The sequence below is a fragment of the Rhodococcus wratislaviensis genome (assembly GCF_041228765.1).
Taxonomy (GTDB): domain Bacteria; phylum Actinomycetota; class Actinomycetes; order Mycobacteriales; family Mycobacteriaceae; genus Rhodococcus_F; species Rhodococcus_F wratislaviensis.
Window position 1 is genome coordinate 5,040,472 of record NZ_CP150488.1, and the last position, 15,299, is coordinate 5,055,770.

15 protein-coding genes are annotated in these 15,299 nt (G+C 66.9%); 10 read left to right on the forward strand and 5 right to left on the reverse strand.

What is annotated here, in order from left to right:
- Window position 1: 1 nt before the first annotated feature.
- Window positions 2-601, reverse strand: coding sequence for a CBS domain-containing protein (locus WKC72_RS23255; RefSeq protein ID WP_370179485.1), 600 nt, complete (start codon window positions 599-601; stop codon window positions 2-4).
- Between the two features lie 178 nt (window positions 602-779).
- On the opposite strand from WKC72_RS23255, the gene WKC72_RS23260 reads away from it, so the two are divergent.
- Complete coding sequence (locus WKC72_RS23260; RefSeq protein ID WP_370179487.1) at window positions 780-1,883, forward strand: 3-oxoacyl-ACP synthase III family protein; 1,104 nt, start codon at window positions 780-782, stop codon at window positions 1,881-1,883.
- Complete coding sequence (locus WKC72_RS23265; RefSeq protein ID WP_370179489.1) at window positions 1,867-2,742, forward strand: 3-oxoacyl-ACP synthase III family protein; 876 nt, start codon at window positions 1,867-1,869, stop codon at window positions 2,740-2,742. The genes WKC72_RS23260 and WKC72_RS23265 overlap by 17 nt, the downstream gene beginning before the upstream one ends.
- 107 nt (window positions 2,743-2,849) lie before the next feature.
- On the opposite strand, the gene WKC72_RS23270 is transcribed toward WKC72_RS23265, so the two are convergent.
- Window positions 2,850-3,512 (reverse strand): hypothetical protein, encoded by a 663-nt coding sequence (locus WKC72_RS23270; protein WP_370179491.1) that lies wholly within the window; start codon window positions 3,510-3,512, stop codon window positions 2,850-2,852.
- A gap of 154 nt (window positions 3,513-3,666) precedes the next feature.
- Here WKC72_RS23270 and ppsA point away from each other — a divergent pair, with 154 nt between their 5' ends.
- Both ppsA and WKC72_RS23280 read left to right on the forward strand, forming a co-directional pair.
- Window positions 3,667-6,036: a phosphoenolpyruvate synthase gene (gene ppsA, locus WKC72_RS23275; RefSeq protein WP_370179493.1), complete on the forward strand. Its 2,370-nt coding sequence runs from the start codon at window positions 3,667-3,669 to the stop codon at window positions 6,034-6,036.
- Window positions 6,033-6,467 carry a hypothetical protein gene (locus WKC72_RS23280; RefSeq protein WP_370179495.1) on the forward strand — a complete coding sequence of 145 codons (435 nt, stop codon included), beginning with the start codon at window positions 6,033-6,035 and terminating at the stop codon, window positions 6,465-6,467. The genes ppsA and WKC72_RS23280 overlap by 4 nt, the downstream gene beginning before the upstream one ends.
- Here the strand turns inward: WKC72_RS23280 and WKC72_RS23285 are convergent.
- Genes WKC72_RS23285 through WKC72_RS23295 form a run of 3 tightly spaced genes read right to left on the reverse strand, consistent with a single transcriptional unit; the run spans window position 6,430 to window position 9,516 of the window.
- The gene (locus tag WKC72_RS23285; protein ID WP_370179497.1) at window positions 6,430-7,383 is read right to left on the reverse strand and encodes a 1-phosphofructokinase family hexose kinase; all 954 of its coding nucleotides are present in this window, start codon (window positions 7,381-7,383) and stop codon (window positions 6,430-6,432) included. The genes WKC72_RS23280 and WKC72_RS23285 overlap by 38 nt on opposite strands.
- A gap of 54 nt (window positions 7,384-7,437) precedes the next feature.
- Entirely contained in the window at window positions 7,438-8,949 is a 1,512-nt protein-coding gene (locus WKC72_RS23290) for an AAA family ATPase (RefSeq protein ID WP_370179499.1), read from the reverse strand.
- A 9-nt stretch (window positions 8,950-8,958) separates the two neighbouring features.
- Complete coding sequence (locus WKC72_RS23295) at window positions 8,959-9,516, reverse strand: N-acetyltransferase family protein (protein WP_370179501.1); 558 nt, start codon at window positions 9,514-9,516, stop codon at window positions 8,959-8,961.
- Window positions 9,517-9,693: 177 nt separating this feature from the next.
- On the opposite strand from WKC72_RS23295, the gene WKC72_RS23300 reads away from it, so the two are divergent.
- The 6 genes from WKC72_RS23300 to WKC72_RS23325 all read left to right on the forward strand — a co-directional run bounded on the left by WKC72_RS23300 (window position 9,694) and on the right by WKC72_RS23325 (window position 15,297).
- Entirely contained in the window at window positions 9,694-10,047 is a 354-nt protein-coding gene (locus WKC72_RS23300) for a three-helix bundle dimerization domain-containing protein (protein WP_370179503.1), read from the forward strand.
- A gap of 68 nt (window positions 10,048-10,115) precedes the next feature.
- Entirely contained in the window at window positions 10,116-10,364 is a 249-nt protein-coding gene (locus tag WKC72_RS23305; RefSeq protein WP_370184464.1) for a dsRBD fold-containing protein, read from the forward strand.
- A 9-nt stretch (window positions 10,365-10,373) separates the two neighbouring features.
- Window positions 10,374-12,143, forward strand: a complete 1,770-nt coding sequence (gene acsA / locus WKC72_RS23310) for an acetate--CoA ligase (RefSeq protein WP_370179506.1) — start codon at window positions 10,374-10,376, stop codon at window positions 12,141-12,143.
- Window positions 12,140-13,138, forward strand: a complete 999-nt coding sequence (gene pdhA / locus WKC72_RS23315; RefSeq protein WP_005563393.1) for a pyruvate dehydrogenase (acetyl-transferring) E1 component subunit alpha — start codon at window positions 12,140-12,142, stop codon at window positions 13,136-13,138. The genes acsA and pdhA overlap by 4 nt, the downstream gene beginning before the upstream one ends.
- Window positions 13,135-14,109, forward strand: a complete 975-nt coding sequence (locus tag WKC72_RS23320) for an alpha-ketoacid dehydrogenase subunit beta (protein ID WP_370179509.1) — start codon at window positions 13,135-13,137, stop codon at window positions 14,107-14,109. Before pdhA ends, WKC72_RS23320 begins: the two co-directional genes overlap by 4 nt.
- Before the next feature lie 15 nt (window positions 14,110-14,124).
- Window positions 14,125-15,297 carry a dihydrolipoamide acetyltransferase family protein gene (locus WKC72_RS23325; protein WP_370179511.1) on the forward strand — a complete coding sequence of 391 codons (1,173 nt, stop codon included), beginning with the start codon at window positions 14,125-14,127 and terminating at the stop codon, window positions 15,295-15,297.
- The last annotated feature ends 2 nt before the right edge of the window (window positions 15,298-15,299 follow it).

Consider the following 15,299-nt stretch of genomic DNA (forward strand, 5'->3'; position numbering starts at 1 on the left):
GCTACCTCCCACCGGGAGATGTCGATTCGGGTGGGAAATGCACCTCGGTGATGCCCGGCACGGTGTCGGCCAGTGCGGCGATGACATTTCGTTCCGGGTCCTGAGGCGTTACACCGTAGATCGAGGCGGAGCCGTGGGCGACGTCAACGCGCCAGCGGCCGGCTCCGCCGTAGACGTCGAGGCGGTGCTGCGCTTCCTTTGCGACCTGAGCGTCGTCGGTCGTGAGGACGGCGATGAGATCGGGGCGGGTGACGATCCCGAGGATGTCGTGATCGTGGACGATGGGGATGCCGCGCAGCCGAGATCGAAGCATCGCGGAGGCGAGTTCGCTGACCTCCGCGTCGGCCGTCATCGCCACCACGGGACTGGCCATCACGTCGCCTGCGGTCATCTCGTCCGGCTGCGAATCGGCCCCGCCCAACTCACGGAATCGTGCACGGAGCAGATCACCCTCGGACACGATGCCCACGAGATGCTTCCGCTCGTCGACGACCGGAAGCACCGTGAAGCCCGACCTACCGACCAACTGTAGGCATTCGTCCACCGAGGTGGATCGGTCCACCGTGGTGACCGGGCTGCTCATGACGTGTCGTGCCTGCATGACGACTCCTCTCCTCGTCCCTCAGCGTCGGCGTGCCTCAGTCACGGGGCAAGGGTCCTAGGACCTCACCTCGTCGCATTCCGCGGTGCTGGTTCGAACGATCCCCCGGAAGGGTCCAAATGCCCTGGTGACGACATCGCCGGTGCGCGATTGTGGAGTGAGCACGGAGGTGGAAAGAATGGTCAAGCGTTGGCTGGTCATGGAGACCGAGAACGGCGACCTGCGAATGCCGTTCGCTACGCGTCTCGCCGGGGCCGGCCGGCATCTGCCCGCGACACATCTCACGACCACGGACCTGATGTCGACCACCCGTCACTCGACTCACATCGACCTCGAGCGGCTCACCGGGATCCGCGAGCGCCGGGTGTCGGTGGGGGACGAGGACTCCTACACACTGGCGATCTCGGCGGCACTGGATTGCCTGGAACGGTCGAACCGGGACGCCGGGTCGATCGATGTGGTGGTCAGTTGCAGCATCACCAAGTTTCACGGCGGTCTCACCCAATGGCTGGAACCGACGATGAGTAGTGCGGTCGCCCAGGCGATCGGCGCGCAGGGGGCGATGACCTTCGATCTCTCGAACGCGTGCGCCGGGATGTTGACCGGTGTGACGGTGATGAACAACTGGATCCGTCAGGGAATCGTCGAACGGGCACTTGTCGTCAGTGGTGAGTACATTTCGCAGCTCGGACAGAATGCTGCCCAGCACATCCGGAACATCATGAGCAAGGAGCTTGCGTGCCTCACGCTCGGCGACGCCGGGGCCGCGCTGCTCCTCGAACGTGCCCCTGCCGGATCGGCCGGGATCGGTTTGGCCGGATTCACCACCGTCGCCGACTACAGTCGGCTCTGTCTCGCGTACCCGAAGGGCGGCGACCCCGGCGCCCGGATGTTCACCAATTCGCGGGGGATCCAGCGGGCGGCGATCGCGGACACCCCGCTGTTGTTGCACGAGGTGCTCGACGCCGCCGGGATCTCCCTCCACGACATCGATCACGTGATCACACACCAAACCTCGGCGCGGGCGATCCGCAAAGGGATGGCCGAGGTGACCGCCACGCTGGGCGATTCTCCACGGCACGACGCGGTCATCACCGTCGACCGCTACGGAAATACGGCGTCGACGACCCACACCGTCGCGCTCGTCGAGGAACTCGAAGCAGGTCGCATCCGAGCCGGTGAGACCGTGGCGTTGATCGCCCTCGCATCGGGTTTGGAGATCGGTGTCGTCCTGTTGACCCTGGACGAGGAATTGGTGGCACGCTATGGGCACAGTAATTGATCGGCTCGACGTCACACGCGGCGGCTGGCGTACCCGCCACAGTGCGTTGCATCTCGCGGTGTCGGCCGCCCAGACCTGCCTCGAACGGGCCGGTCGGAATGCCGACGACCTGGACCTGCTCGTCAACGTCGGGTTGTACCGCGACCGGAATCTGGGCGAGCCCGCCCTCGCGGCACTCATCCAGGAAGATATCGGTGCCCACCCGGAGGACCCCCACGACGACACGCACGGGACCTTTTCCTTCGACGTCGCGAACGGATGCTGTGGGGCTCTCAACGGTCTGCAGATCGTCGACGGATTCCTGCGGTCGCACACGATCGACTGGGCGCTGGTGGTGGCCAGTGATGCCGATCCCGGACGTGGGATGAGCGAACACTTTCCGTTCGCGCCGACGGGCGGAGCCATCCTCTGCCGCTGGACCGACGACGAATTCGGCCTGGGGCCCGTCCATTGGGTGAATTGCTCCGATGCCGGTGAAAGCTTCTGCGCCACCGTCGGACTCGAGGATTCCCGGAACGTACTGCGGTTCCGGGAGTCGGAGTCGATGGACGAGCGATTCGCGACCGCCGGAGCGCAGGCGGCACGGGAATGCCTGGAGGCATCCTCCCTCGACCTCGCCGATGTCGATCTGATCGTGGCCGCCCCCGCCCGGCCGAAGTTCCGCGCGGCGCTCGCCGAGCACCTGGGTGTCCCCGTGCCGAGGATCGTGGTCGCGGATGATGAACGGATGCATACCGCGTCCCTCGTGGCGGCCCTGGACCGCCGGACGGGTGGCATCCCCGCCGGGAATCGAGTGCTGATCATCGCCGTCGGCGCGGGGGTCACCGCCGGCGCCGCGCTGTACAGGGAGCACCCCTGACGCCGGAAGCGAGCAGGTCCTTCCCCGAGCAGGTCCTTCTCACCGCACTGGTGTGCGGAAGGGCTCCCGGGACCGCGACAACCACTTCGACACGGCGGGTTATCACTTCAGCGTGGTCGTGCAGCTTCGGTCCCGGTGGCCGATGCGAGCGCTCGGATCGTGAGAAGCATCTTCCGGCTCATGACGAAGCCGATCGGCTCCGTCAGCAGCGGACCGAAGAACAGACGGCTGGCGAGTCCGGGGCCGCAGGAACTGCTTCCCCGCTCGATCAACCGGGTGCGGCCAGCCTGGTCGGGAAGGAGATGAAACGCCCAGATGAAGGCGTCACCGGTGCGGGGGTCGCGGGCATACAGGACCAGGCGTGCGTTCGTTTCGACCGACGCGACAGCCATCGGCGGCGCCTTCGGGTGCAGCCGCACCTCGTCGCCCGTCTCGAGGGTCTGGTGGTCGGGAAGAACCTTCTCGGTGTTGCGCACGCGGCAGCCGATGAGGTTCTCGAGTCCGACGTAGCTGTAGAAGCCTCCGCGGCCCTGACCCAGCTGGACGATCCAGGGCCACACCAGCTCCCGGGGCGCATCGACCGTCACGGCGTGCGTGTACCCCCACGCGGGGTCGGCGATCAGCTCGTCTCCGGGCAGCGTTGCCGCGGCCTCCGCAGCGGTCGCGCCCCACGTCGTGCGACGCCGGCGCAGCCGTTTCGTCAGGATCACATGTACCGCAATCAGCACCGCGCCGCCGAGGGACTGCCGGATGACGGCCGAGCGTGTCATGACGGTGCCTCCTGTCGGTCGAGGTTGCCTCCATCATCGGGCCGCAAACCAGGGATCGACAGGGTATTTCGACCCGCGAAGTGACGGTGACTTTGGACCCTGTGCGGTCCGAAGTCGACGGTGTTCGCTGGACCATGAACGACGAGGAGGCCTCATGAACGTGCAACAGGCTGTGGTCGAACACCGTTGGGTCAAGCCGATCGATCAGCTCGGCTTGTCCGACGCGCCGTCGGTCGGGGGCAAGGCGGCCAATCTCGGTGAGCTGACGCGAGCGCGCTATCCGGTGCCCCCGGGGTTTGCCGTCACCGCGGAAGGCTACCTGCAGGCGATGGACGAGGCGGGAGTGCGCGACACCCTGCGAGAACATGGGTTGCCGCCCGCCGGGGCCGATGACACCGCCCTGACCGAGGCGTCGCAGCAGTTGCGGGCGACCGTGCTCGCGGCGCCGGTGTCCGCTGCCCTGCGCGCGGAAATTCTCGGTGCGTACCGTGAACTCGGCGACGGGTCGCCGAGGGTGGCGGTGCGCTCGTCCGCCCCCGCCGAAGACGCCGCCGACACGTCGTTCGCAGGGATCCACGACAGCTTCATCGGCGTGTCCGGTGACGACGCGCTCATCGAGGCGATCACCAGATGCTGGGCGTCGCTGTGGTCCGAGCGCGCACTCACCTATCGCAGTGTGCAGGGAGTGACCGAGGAGCCGTCGATCGCAGTCGTCGTCCAGTTGATGGTGGGCGCCGACCAGTCGGGAGTGGTCTTCACCGCAGATCCCAGAACCGGTGCACGCGATCGCATCGTCGTCGAAGCGGCGACCGGGCTGGGGGAAGTGGTGGTGGGCGGCCAGGTGGAGCCGGACACCTATGTGGTCGCGAAGTCGGGATTCGCTGTGCTCGACGCCCACATCGGGTCACAATCGTTCTCCATCACCGCGGATGCGGAGGGGCAGCATTCGGTGGAGATTCCCGTCGCAGCACGGGGTCGTCGCGTTCTCACCGATCAGCAGCTCGAACGTTTGGCGTTGCTCGCCGTCGCCGTCGAAGAGCACTATCACGTTCCCCAGGACCTCGAATTCGCTTTCGACGAAAATCGGTTGTGGATCGTCCAGACGCGCCCCATCACGACGCTGGGGAAACCCCCGACGACCCCGGAGGAGCACCGCGACTCCACGGGCACGGTCCTCGTCCACGGGCTCGGCGCAGGCCCCGGAACCGCGACCGGCCGTGTCCGCATCTTGCGGTCCGTGTCCGACGCTCACCGGTTGTCCGACGGAGAGATTCTCGTCGCACCCATGACACGCCCCGACTGGCTTCCTGTGCTGCGCCGTGCCGCGGCGATCGTCACCGATGGCGGCGGGATCACCTGTCACGCCGCCATCGTCGGCCGCGAGCTGGGACGTCCCGTGGTCGTCGGTACCCGGACCGCCACCACCGAACTGGTGGAGGGGGCGATCGTCACGGTCGACGGTGATTCGGGGTTGGTCTACGACGGCGCGGTGTCCGCATCTGCACCGGAGTCGGCGGCGGCCGGTGCCTTCTCCACACCGCAACCGCCGACCGGCCGGGTCGGCGGGGGAGCGGCACGGGAGGTGACGGCCACCTCCGTGTACGTCAACCTCGCCACACCGGACGCCGCCGACCGAGTGGCCGCTTCCGACGTCGACGGAGTGGGGTTGCTGCGCGCCGAGTTCATGATCATGGACGCGCTGGGTGGGACGCACCCGGTAGCGATGATCGCGCAAGGACGCCGCGACGAGTACGTGGCCGAGATGGCGGCGGCCGTCGAACGGATCGCCGCCGCGTTCACGCCGCGGCCCGTCATCTACCGGGCGATCGATCTACGCACCAACGAATTCGCAGGACTCTCCGGCGGCGACGTGGAGCCGCGCGAAGACAACCCGATGATCGGCTACCGCGGCTGCTTCCGCTACGTGCGCGAACCCGAACTGTTCCGGCTGGACCTCGACGTGCTGTTCACCGTCCGGAAGCGGTACCCGAACGTGCATCTGATGATCCCGTTCGTCCGCACCCGGTGGGAGCTCGCACAGTGCCTCGCGGACCTCGACTCCCATCCACTGGGCGCCGATCGCCGCATGCACCGATGGATCATGGCGGAGGTCCCCTCCGTCGCGTATTGGATTCCGGAGTACGCGGCCCTCGGCATCGATGGCGTCTCCATCGGTACCAACGACCTCACCCAGCTCATGCTCGGCGTCGACCGGGATTCCGAAATCTGCCGGGATCTGTTCGACACGATGGACCCCGCCGTACTCGACGCCATCGACGTCATCATCGAGCGTGCCACCCGCGCGGGACTCACCACCTCCCTGTGCGGGCAGGCGGTGTCGACCAATCCCGCCCTCGCGGAACATCTCGTACGCAAAGGCATCACCTCGGTGTCCGTGGCACCGGACGCCGCCGCCATCACTCGTCACAATGTGTCCGCCGCGGAACGCAGGATCCTGCTCGACACGGCCAGGGCTGGCCTGCGCACGCCCGCGGACGGGGACCGCCGAGGAGGAACCCGATGAGCGAACCGGTCGCGACATTGATCAGCAGCACCGGCGACTCCGTCACCGTCCATGGTCCCGGTGGCGCCGACACGGTGCTGCCGGTCGCCGTGTGGCAGCTGCCCGACGCCCGTCGGGTGGTCGTGGTGGGGGAGGGCGGTCCGCTCATCGTCGCCGATATCGACGGGGCGCAGCTCGCCGAGGCGATCCAGTCGAGATGGCCCGGCGCCACCATGCTGGAGCGCCGCGCCAGAGCCATCACACCGACCGGTGACCCACGGGCCTACGGGCCTACGGGCCTACGGGCCTACGGGCCTACGACGCGGCCTATCGGCAACTCGCGCTGGACGTTCCCGGTGCGATCCGGACTACGCGGGACTGAGCGCGGCCGGTCTCCGCCTGGCACACGCGTGACTATCCGACGATGGTGCCCGCGGCGGATCCGTCGGTGAGCAGTTGATAGAACCGCTCGACGTCGGATCGCCGGCACAGGGCGGTGCCCGGTGTCTGCAGCATGGCCGCCCCCGCGGCGATCCCGTACCGCACCGAGTCGCTCAACGAACGACCGTGTGCCAGGCCGCACACCACACCGGCGACCATGCTGTCGCCCGCACCGACACCGCTGACCACCGGGACTTGGACCGACGGGAAATACTCGTCGCGGTCCCGCGTGACCAGCAGAGCGCCATCGGCACCGAGCGAGAGGACGACGACCTGGGAGATCCCCCGGTCGATGACTTCCCGAGCCGCAGCCACCTGGTCGTCGATCGCCGACAACTCCCGCCCCGTCCAGTCCCGGAGTTCGCGAATGCTCGGTTTGACGAGAAAGACACCACCCCGAAGTTGTCTCAGGGCCGGACCGGACGTATCGACGATGACTCGCGCACCGAGGTCCCCGACGACGTCTGCCACCCGCTGGTAGAAATCGGCGGGCACACCCGGTGGCAGACTTCCGCTCACCACCACATAGTCGGCGCCCGACGCGACCTCGATGACCAGGTCGAGACAGGCCACCTGTTCCCTTGCGGTCACTGTGGGTCCCGGCAGGACGAAACGGTACTGCAGACCCGTCTCGTTCTCGTTGATCGTCAGGCTCTCCCGTGTGGAACCGCGGATTGTCAGACTCCGGATCCCGACACCCTCGGTGGCCACGAGATCCTCGAGGGCCCGGCCGGTATGGCCGCCCGAAGGAAACACCGCCGTCGCGGGAGTTCCGAGAACGTGCAATACCCGGGCCACGTTCAGTCCGCCGCCGCCGGGATCGCGGCGAGGTGCGCCGCAGCGCACCTTGTCGGTCGGCACCACCCGATTCGTGCTCGTGGTGATGTCGAGCGCAGGATTCATCGTCAACGTCACGATGTCGGGCATGGGCTCTCCTGTCGTCGGGCACGCCGGGCGGTTACCGGCGAACGGTAGCTGTGACTACTCATCTCGCCACCCCGACGTGGAATGCCAGATCCGCTCCGCCGTCTGCACGCTGTCCCCGGCGGCCGTGTCCGTGTCGACCGCGGTGGCCGAAGGCCACGCCGTGGCACTCGCGGCCATCGCGTCGTACACGACGGGGGTGGCGTCCGAGTCGCCGGTGGGACGGCTCCCGATTCTCGCGATCGCCACGGCGCGTGGTGCCCTGCATTCGAGTTCGACGAGATCGCTGTGGGTGCAGGAAGCGACGGGCGCAGCACGCTCTCGGAGCATCGGTTGGGTCCACGACGCATCCAGCACGACCGACCTTCCCGCCGTGAGATGGTCGCGAGCGCGCCGCAACACCTCGGCGTAGGTGCGGTCGGTCATGGTGCCGCTGTACAGGCCCTCACCGAATCCGGCCACCTGACCGGAATGCGGATCGAGGCCGGCGAGTTCCTTGCGGACGCGGTCGCTGGAGATGACGACGGATCCGGTGACATCAGCCAATCCGCGTGACAGCGTCGACTTTCCGGTGCCGGGCAGCCCACCGACCACAGCCATTCGCACGGTTCCGGCGCGCAGATGCCGCAAGGCCAGGCGGCAGTGCGCCCGGGCATCCTCGCGGGCAACGCGGGAACCCTGCGTGTACCGCAAACAGGCCACCTTCGCGCGGACGAACGCCCGATAGGCGATGTAGTGATGCCGCAACGATGTCGGGGGCTGGTCGTGTGCCGCGGCGCAATATCGATCGAGGAACCGCAACCCGAGGTCCTCGCGTCCCAGGTACTCGAGATCCATGGCGAGGCATGCCGCGTCGTCGATACCGTCGACGTGGCGTAGGTGGTCGTCGAAGTCGAGACAGTCGAGAATGCGCGGCCCGTCGTCGAGGCAGAAGATGTCGTCCGCCAGAAGATCGCCGTGACCATCGACTGTCCGGCCTTCCCGAATGCGGTTCTCGAACAGGCGTTTCCGCCCCTGCAGATACCTGAGGGCCCGTCTCTCCACCTCGTCGACGTCCGCAGCCGGGAGGACATCGCACCGGTAACTCGTCACCTCGGAGACGTTGGCGCACCACCGCGCGGCCACCGCGCCGGGCATGGCGTCACGATCGATGTCGGCGGACTGGTCCGCTCCGGCATGGAATCGGGCGACGACGGCGGCGATCGCATCCACGTGTGCGGTGGCGTCACCGCCCCCGCCGAGCAGCCGGGTCAGTCGTCGGTCCGACGGCATCCGGCGCATCTTGACCAGCGCTTCGGTCGGTCCTCCCGCCGGGTCCGTCAAATCGGCGACGCCGAGATACACGTCGGGGCACAGCCTGCGGTTCAATGTCACTTCACGCTCACAGGCCGCGCGACGCCTTTCGGCGGTGCCGAAATCGGCGAACGCCGTCCGGATCGGCTTCTTCGCCTTGAAGACGACATCACCGACCATGACGACATATGCCGTGTGCGTCTCGACTCCGTCCACCTCGAGGCCACCGACTGCCTGCGGTGGCGAACACCCCTGAGTTCTCTCGGTCGCCGACATGATGGTGCGTCACATCACGACGGGCCGGGGCAGCGCCGAAGGTCCGTCAGCCTGCGCGTCCTCATCGAGGTCGGGGTCGAGGTGAAGCGTGGTCCCGTCACGACGCAGCGCGTGGGCCCACCCCCGCTCTCGGATCACCTCGAGCATCACGGTGTTCTGCGCCAGCACCTCCGCCGTCATCCGCCCGATACCATGCGCCCTCGCTGCGTCGACGAGCCGGGTCAGCAGCATCGTTCCGATTCCGTGCGATTGGTAATTGTGATCGACCACCAGCGCGAATTCGACCAACGGGGTGTCGTTGTCCAACTGGTGTACCGGGCTCACGTAGTTCGCGACTCCTACCAGGACGCCACCGATGTAGGCGCCCAGTGCGCAATGCCCGGGGTCTTGCCGGCACAGTGACGCGGCCAGATCCCCGAGATGCGTCGGACGGGCGCCGAAGAACCTCAGGTAGGCGTCGTGCTGGTCCATCCGCTCGTGCAGAGACTGCACGTCGTCTCGGTCGGTGGGTCGAAGGGAGCGCACGACGACACCCGTGGTGACCGCGCGTGGCATCCGGGCTTTCATGCACCGTCACCTCCGTCGTCGGCCGTCGGAATTCATTCAAGCGTGGGAGGCGGACGCGGCGTCAGAGCCTTTGGTCCTCGACTACGGTCCTTCGCCTCTATTGCCGGTGTCGGTGGGTTCGCGATGCTGAAGGAAACCAAGGACGCCCACCCGGCATCGAAGGATCTTCGAAACGCAATGACCAGCACGAACAGTGACACGGAGACCACGTCGATGGTGCACGCGCAGGCCCCGGTGGTGGAGCGGCTGATTCCCGAGTTCGGGGGGAGTTTCACGCGGGAGGCGATTGCCCGGATAGTCGGGGGCAGCATTTCGGATCTCGCGGGGGTGCCGATTGCCGACATACCGGAACTGGCCGAGCGAGTTGCCCGGCAACGGCTCTTCACGGCGCTCGAACGGCATCCTGAACGGTCGCCGTCCGAGCATTGTGAGCCCCCACCGCGCAACCGAGTAATCGTGGCCCACCGATCCGGGGGACCGGGCCCCGTTGCCGAGCGTCACCACACAGCAATCGAACAGGAGTGGCCATGACGGACCAGTGGCACGGCCGCGATGTGCAGGGGCCCGGAGCGGCGGTGACCAGACCGCTGCCCGCGACTATGTGGCCTGTAGAGATCGAGATATACGAACCCGACGCGGAGCCGACCCGTTCCCGGGCCAGGGCGCGCCTGCGTACACACGACAAGACCCTCCTCGAGGGACGTGGAGAGGCCGGCTGCCACTCTCGACACGGCACAGTTCAGGTCAGCCGCGAGATGGCCGCTGCTCGTGCATTGACCGACTTGGCGCACCAATTGTTCGAGCTGGCAGCCACAGAGGACGCGGCTGCATGCGGACGCGGATTGTGATCAGCGGCCATGAGTATCACTCCCACATCGCCGTCCACCAGTGGGGTGGCACCGAACTTCACCGACTACGACGGTGAACGGTCCCGGTTTTCGTGGTCTGCCATCGAGCGTCGACTCGGGCCGGCCCCCGGTGGCTGCAACATCGCGTATTACGCGGTCGACCGCCACGACTGTGGGCCGCAGCGGGACAAGGTCGCGTTCCGGTTCGTGGGTCCGAACAAGGGCGCCGGCGAGCTACCCGTCACCGAGGTCACCTTCGGGGACTTCGCGCACCGAGTCCGCAAGTTCACCGCCGTGCTGCGCGGACTCGGCGTGGGGAAGGGCGACCCCGTCTTCGTGTTGACCGGTCGTATCCCGGAGCTGTACGTCAGCATCCTCGGGGCGTTGCGCAACGGAAGCGTGGTCTCGCCGTTGTTCTCCGCCTTCGGCCCCGAGCCGTTGGCCACGAGACTTCGGCTCGGCGACGCCCAAGTCCTGGTGACCACCGAGCAGCTGTATCGGCGGCGGGTGGAGAAGATCCGCGACTCGTTGCCGTCGTTGCGCCACGTGCTGGTGGTGGGGGATGCCGGTTCGATCACCGACGTTCCGGACACGCTCGACTTCCACAGCATGATGGTGGACGCCGACGGGGACTGCGATATCACCCCGACCTGCGCCGACGATGTTGCCCTGCTACATTTCACCAGCGGAACGACCGGTACCCCGAAGGGCGCGGTCCATGTCCACGGCGCCGTGGCCACCCACTATGCGACCGGGTTGTTCGCCCTGGACCTGCATCCAGCGGACGTATTCTGGTGCACTGCGGATCCTGGCTGGGTCACCGGCACCTCGTACGGAGTGATCACACCGTTGCTGCACGGCGTGACGTCGATCGTCGACAGCAACGAATTCGATGCCGAACGGTGGTACCGCATCCTCGAGGAGCAGGCCGTCACGGTCTGGTACACCGCGCCGACCGCGATCCGCATGCTGATGAAGTCCGGGCCGGAGTTGGCGCACAGATACTCCTACCCCCACCTGCGGCTCATCGCCAGTGTCGGCGAACCACTCAACCCCGACGCCGTTCTGTGGGGACGAGACGTGCTCGGTCGGCCCATCCACGACAACTGGTGGCAAACCGAAACGGGCGGCATCATGATCGCCAACACACCCGGTTTCGCCATCAAACCCGGATCGATGGGACGACCCCTCCCGGGCATCGACGCCGCCATCGTCCGACGCACAGGGGACGGCGGCATCGAAACCGTCGAAACTCCGAATGTGGAGGGGGAACTCGCGATACGCCGAGGCTGGCCCTCGATGTTCCGCGGCTACCTGCACAATGACGACCGGTACCGGCGCGCCTTCGCGGGCGACTGGTACCTGACCGGCGACTTGGCCAAGCGCGACGCGGACGGCTATTACTGGTTCGTGGGTCGGGCCGACGACGTCATCAAATCGGCGGGTCACCTCATCGGTCCGTTCGAGGTGGAGAACGTCCTCATGGAGCATCCCGCGGTCGCCGAAGCGGGAGTCATCGGCAAGCCGGATCCGATCGTGGGTGCCGTGGTCAAAGCCTTCGTGTCCGTGAAGACGGGCTGGAACGCGGACGACGCCCTGCGCCGTGAACTTCTCGGGTACTCCCGCAAGAAACTCGGCGCCTCGGTCGCCCCCAAGGAGATCGAGTTCGTGGAGGTTCTCCCGCACACACGGAGCGGCAAGATAATGCGCAGGCTGCTGAAGGCACGCGAACTGGGTCTGCCGGAGGGGGACACATCGACATTGGAGGTGGGCGGATGACTGCCCCGGACTTTCCCTACGACAAAGCGTTCGCGGTCGAGTTGCTGACGGACATGCTGCGCATTCGACGCTTCGAGGAGAAGGCTGCAGAGCTGTACGGCGCCCAGAAGATCCGCGGGTTCCTGCATCTGTATGTGGGGGAGGAAGCGGTCGCGGTCGGGGCCTTGCATGCCCTGTCTCCGGGCGATGCGGTGGTCGCGACCTACCGCGAGCACGGCCACGCGCTGGTGCACGGTGTCCCGATGAACTCGATCATGGCCGAGATGTTCGGGAAACGCGAAGGCTGTTCGAGGGGGCGAGGCGGATCGATGCATCTGTTCGATGCCGCCACCCGGTTCTACGGGGGCAATGCGATCGTCGCCGGCGGTCTGCCGCTCGCGGCCGGTCTGGCGTTGGCCGACAAGATGCAGGGTAAGCGCCGAGTGACGGCCTGCTTCTTCGGCGAGGGCGCGATGGCGGAGGGCGCCTTTCACGAGACCATGAATCTCGCATCGCTGTGGCAGTTGCCGGTGCTGTTCTGCTGCGAAAACAACCTGTACGCCATGGGCACGGCCTTGTCCCGCTCGGAATCTCAAACGGATCTGTGCGTCAAAGCCGCGTCGTTCGACGTCCCGACGCTCAAGGCGGACGGCATGGATGTGATTGCCACCCTGCACGCGGCCCGCTCGGGCGCCGCGCACGTCCGCACGACCGGCGGCCCCTTCTTCATCGAATTCCAGACGTACCGATTTCGTGCCCATTCGATGTTCGACCCGGAACTGTATCGCGACAAGGCGGAAGTGGAGTCCTGGAAGGAGAGGGGTCCGATTCACACCTTCTCGGCGCGGCTCAAAGCGCTCGGGCTGTTCTCGGAGGAGGAGTTCCTCCGCATCGACGACCGCGTCATGTCGGAGGTCGATGCCGCGGTGAACTTCGCCGAGGCAGGCACCTGGGAGGCGCCCGGGGACCTCCTGCGCGACGTGCTCACGCCGGCGCGAACAGAGGAGGCGTCGTGAAGATCAGCTACCGGGAGGCGATGCGGGAAGCGATCCGTGAGGCGATGCACTCCGATCCGCGGGTGTTCCTCATGGGTGAGGATGTCGGACGCTACGGCGGCACGTACGCGGTGTCCAAGGGCCTGCTCGCCGAATTCGGGGACGAGCGGATCCGCGACACCCCGCTCTCGGAGTTGGGTTTCGTGGGAGTGGGGATCGGGGCGGCCGTGGGCGGGATGCGCCCGATCATCGAGGTGATGACCGTCAACTTCAGCCTGCTCGCGCTCGACCAGATCGTAAACACCGCGGCGTCGCTCCGGCACATGTCGGGCGGACAATTCTCCGTCCCCGTGGTGGTGCGCATGGCGACCGGCGCCGGCAGGCAACTCGCCGCGCAGCATTCGCACAGCCTCGAGAACTGGTACGCCCACATCCCCGGAATCCGGGTCCTGGCGCCCGCGACAGTGGCGGACGCGCGCGGCATGCTCCGACCGGCCCTCGCGGACCCCGATCCGGTGATCATCTTCGAACACACCCAGCTGTACAACTCGTCGGAAGACCTCGAAGGGCCCGTCCCGGTGGACATCGACTCGGCAGCGGTACGCCGGGAGGGAAGCCACATCAGCCTGATCACGTACGGCGGTTCGCTGCCCAAGGCCCTCGCCGCCGCCGACGTACTGGCAGAGAAGGGAATCGCCGCCGAGGTCGTCGACCTTCGGGTGCTGCGCCCCCTCGACACCGACACCATCGCCGCGTCGGTCCGGAAGACACACCGTGCCGTGGTGGTCGACGAGGGCTGGCGCACCGGCAGTCTCGCGGCGGAAGTGATGGCGCAGATCGTCGAACGCGAATTCTACGAGCTCGACGCGCCACCTCGCCGCGTGTGCAGCGCCGAGGTCCCGGTCCCGTACGCCAAGCATCTCGAATACGCGACCCTTCCTCAGGTCGAGACCATTGTGTCCACGGCGTGGAATGTGATCGGCGATCGGTAGGAACGAGGCATAGCCATGTTTGATTTCACGCTGCCTTCTCTGGGCGCCGACATGGATGAGGGAACGTTGACGGACTGGTTGGTCAAACCCGGTGACGAGGTCGAGCGCGGTCAGGCGATAGCGACGGTCGACACCGTGAAAGCGGCCGTGGACGTGGAGATCTGGCAGAGCGGCACCGTTCACCGGTTGCTCGTCGAGCCCGGAACGACCGTGTCGGTCGGAACCCCGTTGGTAACGCTGTCGAGTCCCGGAGAATCACCACCGCCTGAACGACCGTCTGCCGATGCGGTGCCCGGCACCACCACGGTCGCCACCACGGTCGCCACCGCACCGGAACCAGCACCGGCACCGGCACCGGCACCACGGCGCAAGGTCTCACCCAGGGCGCGCAGGGAAGCGGAAAGGACAGGGATCGATCTCGCCGGTGTCACCGGGACAGGCGCCGGTGCTGCGGTCACGCTCGACGACGTTCAGCGCGCGGCAGCCCACAGCATCGAGCCTGGACCGGCCAAGGCCGAGGCCAAGACCCGCGATATGCGTCGCGCGATCGCTGCTTCCATGAGCCGCTCCAAGCGCGAGATCCCGCACTACTACCTGATGGACGAGATTCCACTGCGGACGGCGACGGACTGGTTGCACACCGAAAATGCCGCCCGCCCGATCACCGAACGAGTCCTCCTCGCCGCTGTGCAACTCAAGGCGGTGGCGCTCGCTGCCCGGCAGTTCCCGGACCTCAACGGGTTCTGGCTGGACGGCGAGTTCCGGCCGGCACCCCACATCCACCTCGGGGTGGCGATCTCTCTGAGAGACGGAGGTCTGGTCGCTCCCGCGGTCCACGACACCGCCGACAAACCCCTCTCCCAGCTGATGGTGGAACTCGGCGATCTGGTGACCCGGGCCCGTGCCGGTTCGCTGCGCAGTTCCGAGATGTCGGACCCGACGCTGACCGTGACGAACCTCGGGGAACGTGGGGTCACCTCGGTTTTCGGTGTGATCTATCCGCCTCAGGTGGCGTTGGTGGGTTTCGGGAGGCCCAGTGAACGCCCCTGGGTGTTCGACGGAGATCTGCAGGTCGCGACGGTCGTGACAGCTACCCTCGCCGCCGATCACCGTGCCAGCGACGGAACACGGGGCGCACAGTTCCTGACCAGAATCAACGAACTGCTCCAACAGCCGGACAAGTGGTGAGG

Bases quoted from the DNA above. Each gene is read 5' to 3' on its own strand.
- acsA (WP_370179506.1), top strand. From the start codon at position 10,374: ATGAGTATCACTCCCACATCGCCGTCCACCAGTGGGGTGGCACCGAAC.
- WKC72_RS23280 (WP_370179495.1), top strand. From the start codon at position 6,033: ATGAGCGAACCGGTCGCGACATTGATCAGCAGCACCGGCGACTCCGTC.
- WKC72_RS23285 (WP_370179497.1), bottom strand. From the start codon at position 7,383: ATGCCCGACATCGTGACGTTGACGATGAATCCTGCGCTCGACATCACC.
- pdhA (WP_005563393.1), top strand. From the start codon at position 12,140: ATGACTGCCCCGGACTTTCCCTACGACAAAGCGTTCGCGGTCGAGTTG.
- WKC72_RS23255 (WP_370179485.1), bottom strand. From the start codon at position 601: ATGCAGGCACGACACGTCATGAGCAGCCCGGTCACCACGGTGGACCGA.
- WKC72_RS23265 (WP_370179489.1), top strand. From the start codon at position 1,867: ATGGGCACAGTAATTGATCGGCTCGACGTCACACGCGGCGGCTGGCGT.
- ppsA (WP_370179493.1), top strand. From the start codon at position 3,667: ATGAACGTGCAACAGGCTGTGGTCGAACACCGTTGGGTCAAGCCGATC.
- WKC72_RS23325 (WP_370179511.1), top strand. From the start codon at position 14,125: ATGTTTGATTTCACGCTGCCTTCTCTGGGCGCCGACATGGATGAGGGA.
- WKC72_RS23260 (WP_370179487.1), top strand. From the start codon at position 780: ATGGTCAAGCGTTGGCTGGTCATGGAGACCGAGAACGGCGACCTGCGA.
- WKC72_RS23270 (WP_370179491.1), bottom strand. From the start codon at position 3,512: ATGACACGCTCGGCCGTCATCCGGCAGTCCCTCGGCGGCGCGGTGCTG.
- WKC72_RS23290 (WP_370179499.1), bottom strand. From the start codon at position 8,949: ATGTCGGCGACCGAGAGAACTCAGGGGTGTTCGCCACCGCAGGCAGTC.
- WKC72_RS23300 (WP_370179503.1), top strand. From the start codon at position 9,694: ATGACCAGCACGAACAGTGACACGGAGACCACGTCGATGGTGCACGCG.
- WKC72_RS23305 (WP_370184464.1), top strand. From the start codon at position 10,116: ATGTGGCCTGTAGAGATCGAGATATACGAACCCGACGCGGAGCCGACC.
- WKC72_RS23295 (WP_370179501.1), bottom strand. From the start codon at position 9,516: ATGAAAGCCCGGATGCCACGCGCGGTCACCACGGGTGTCGTCGTGCGC.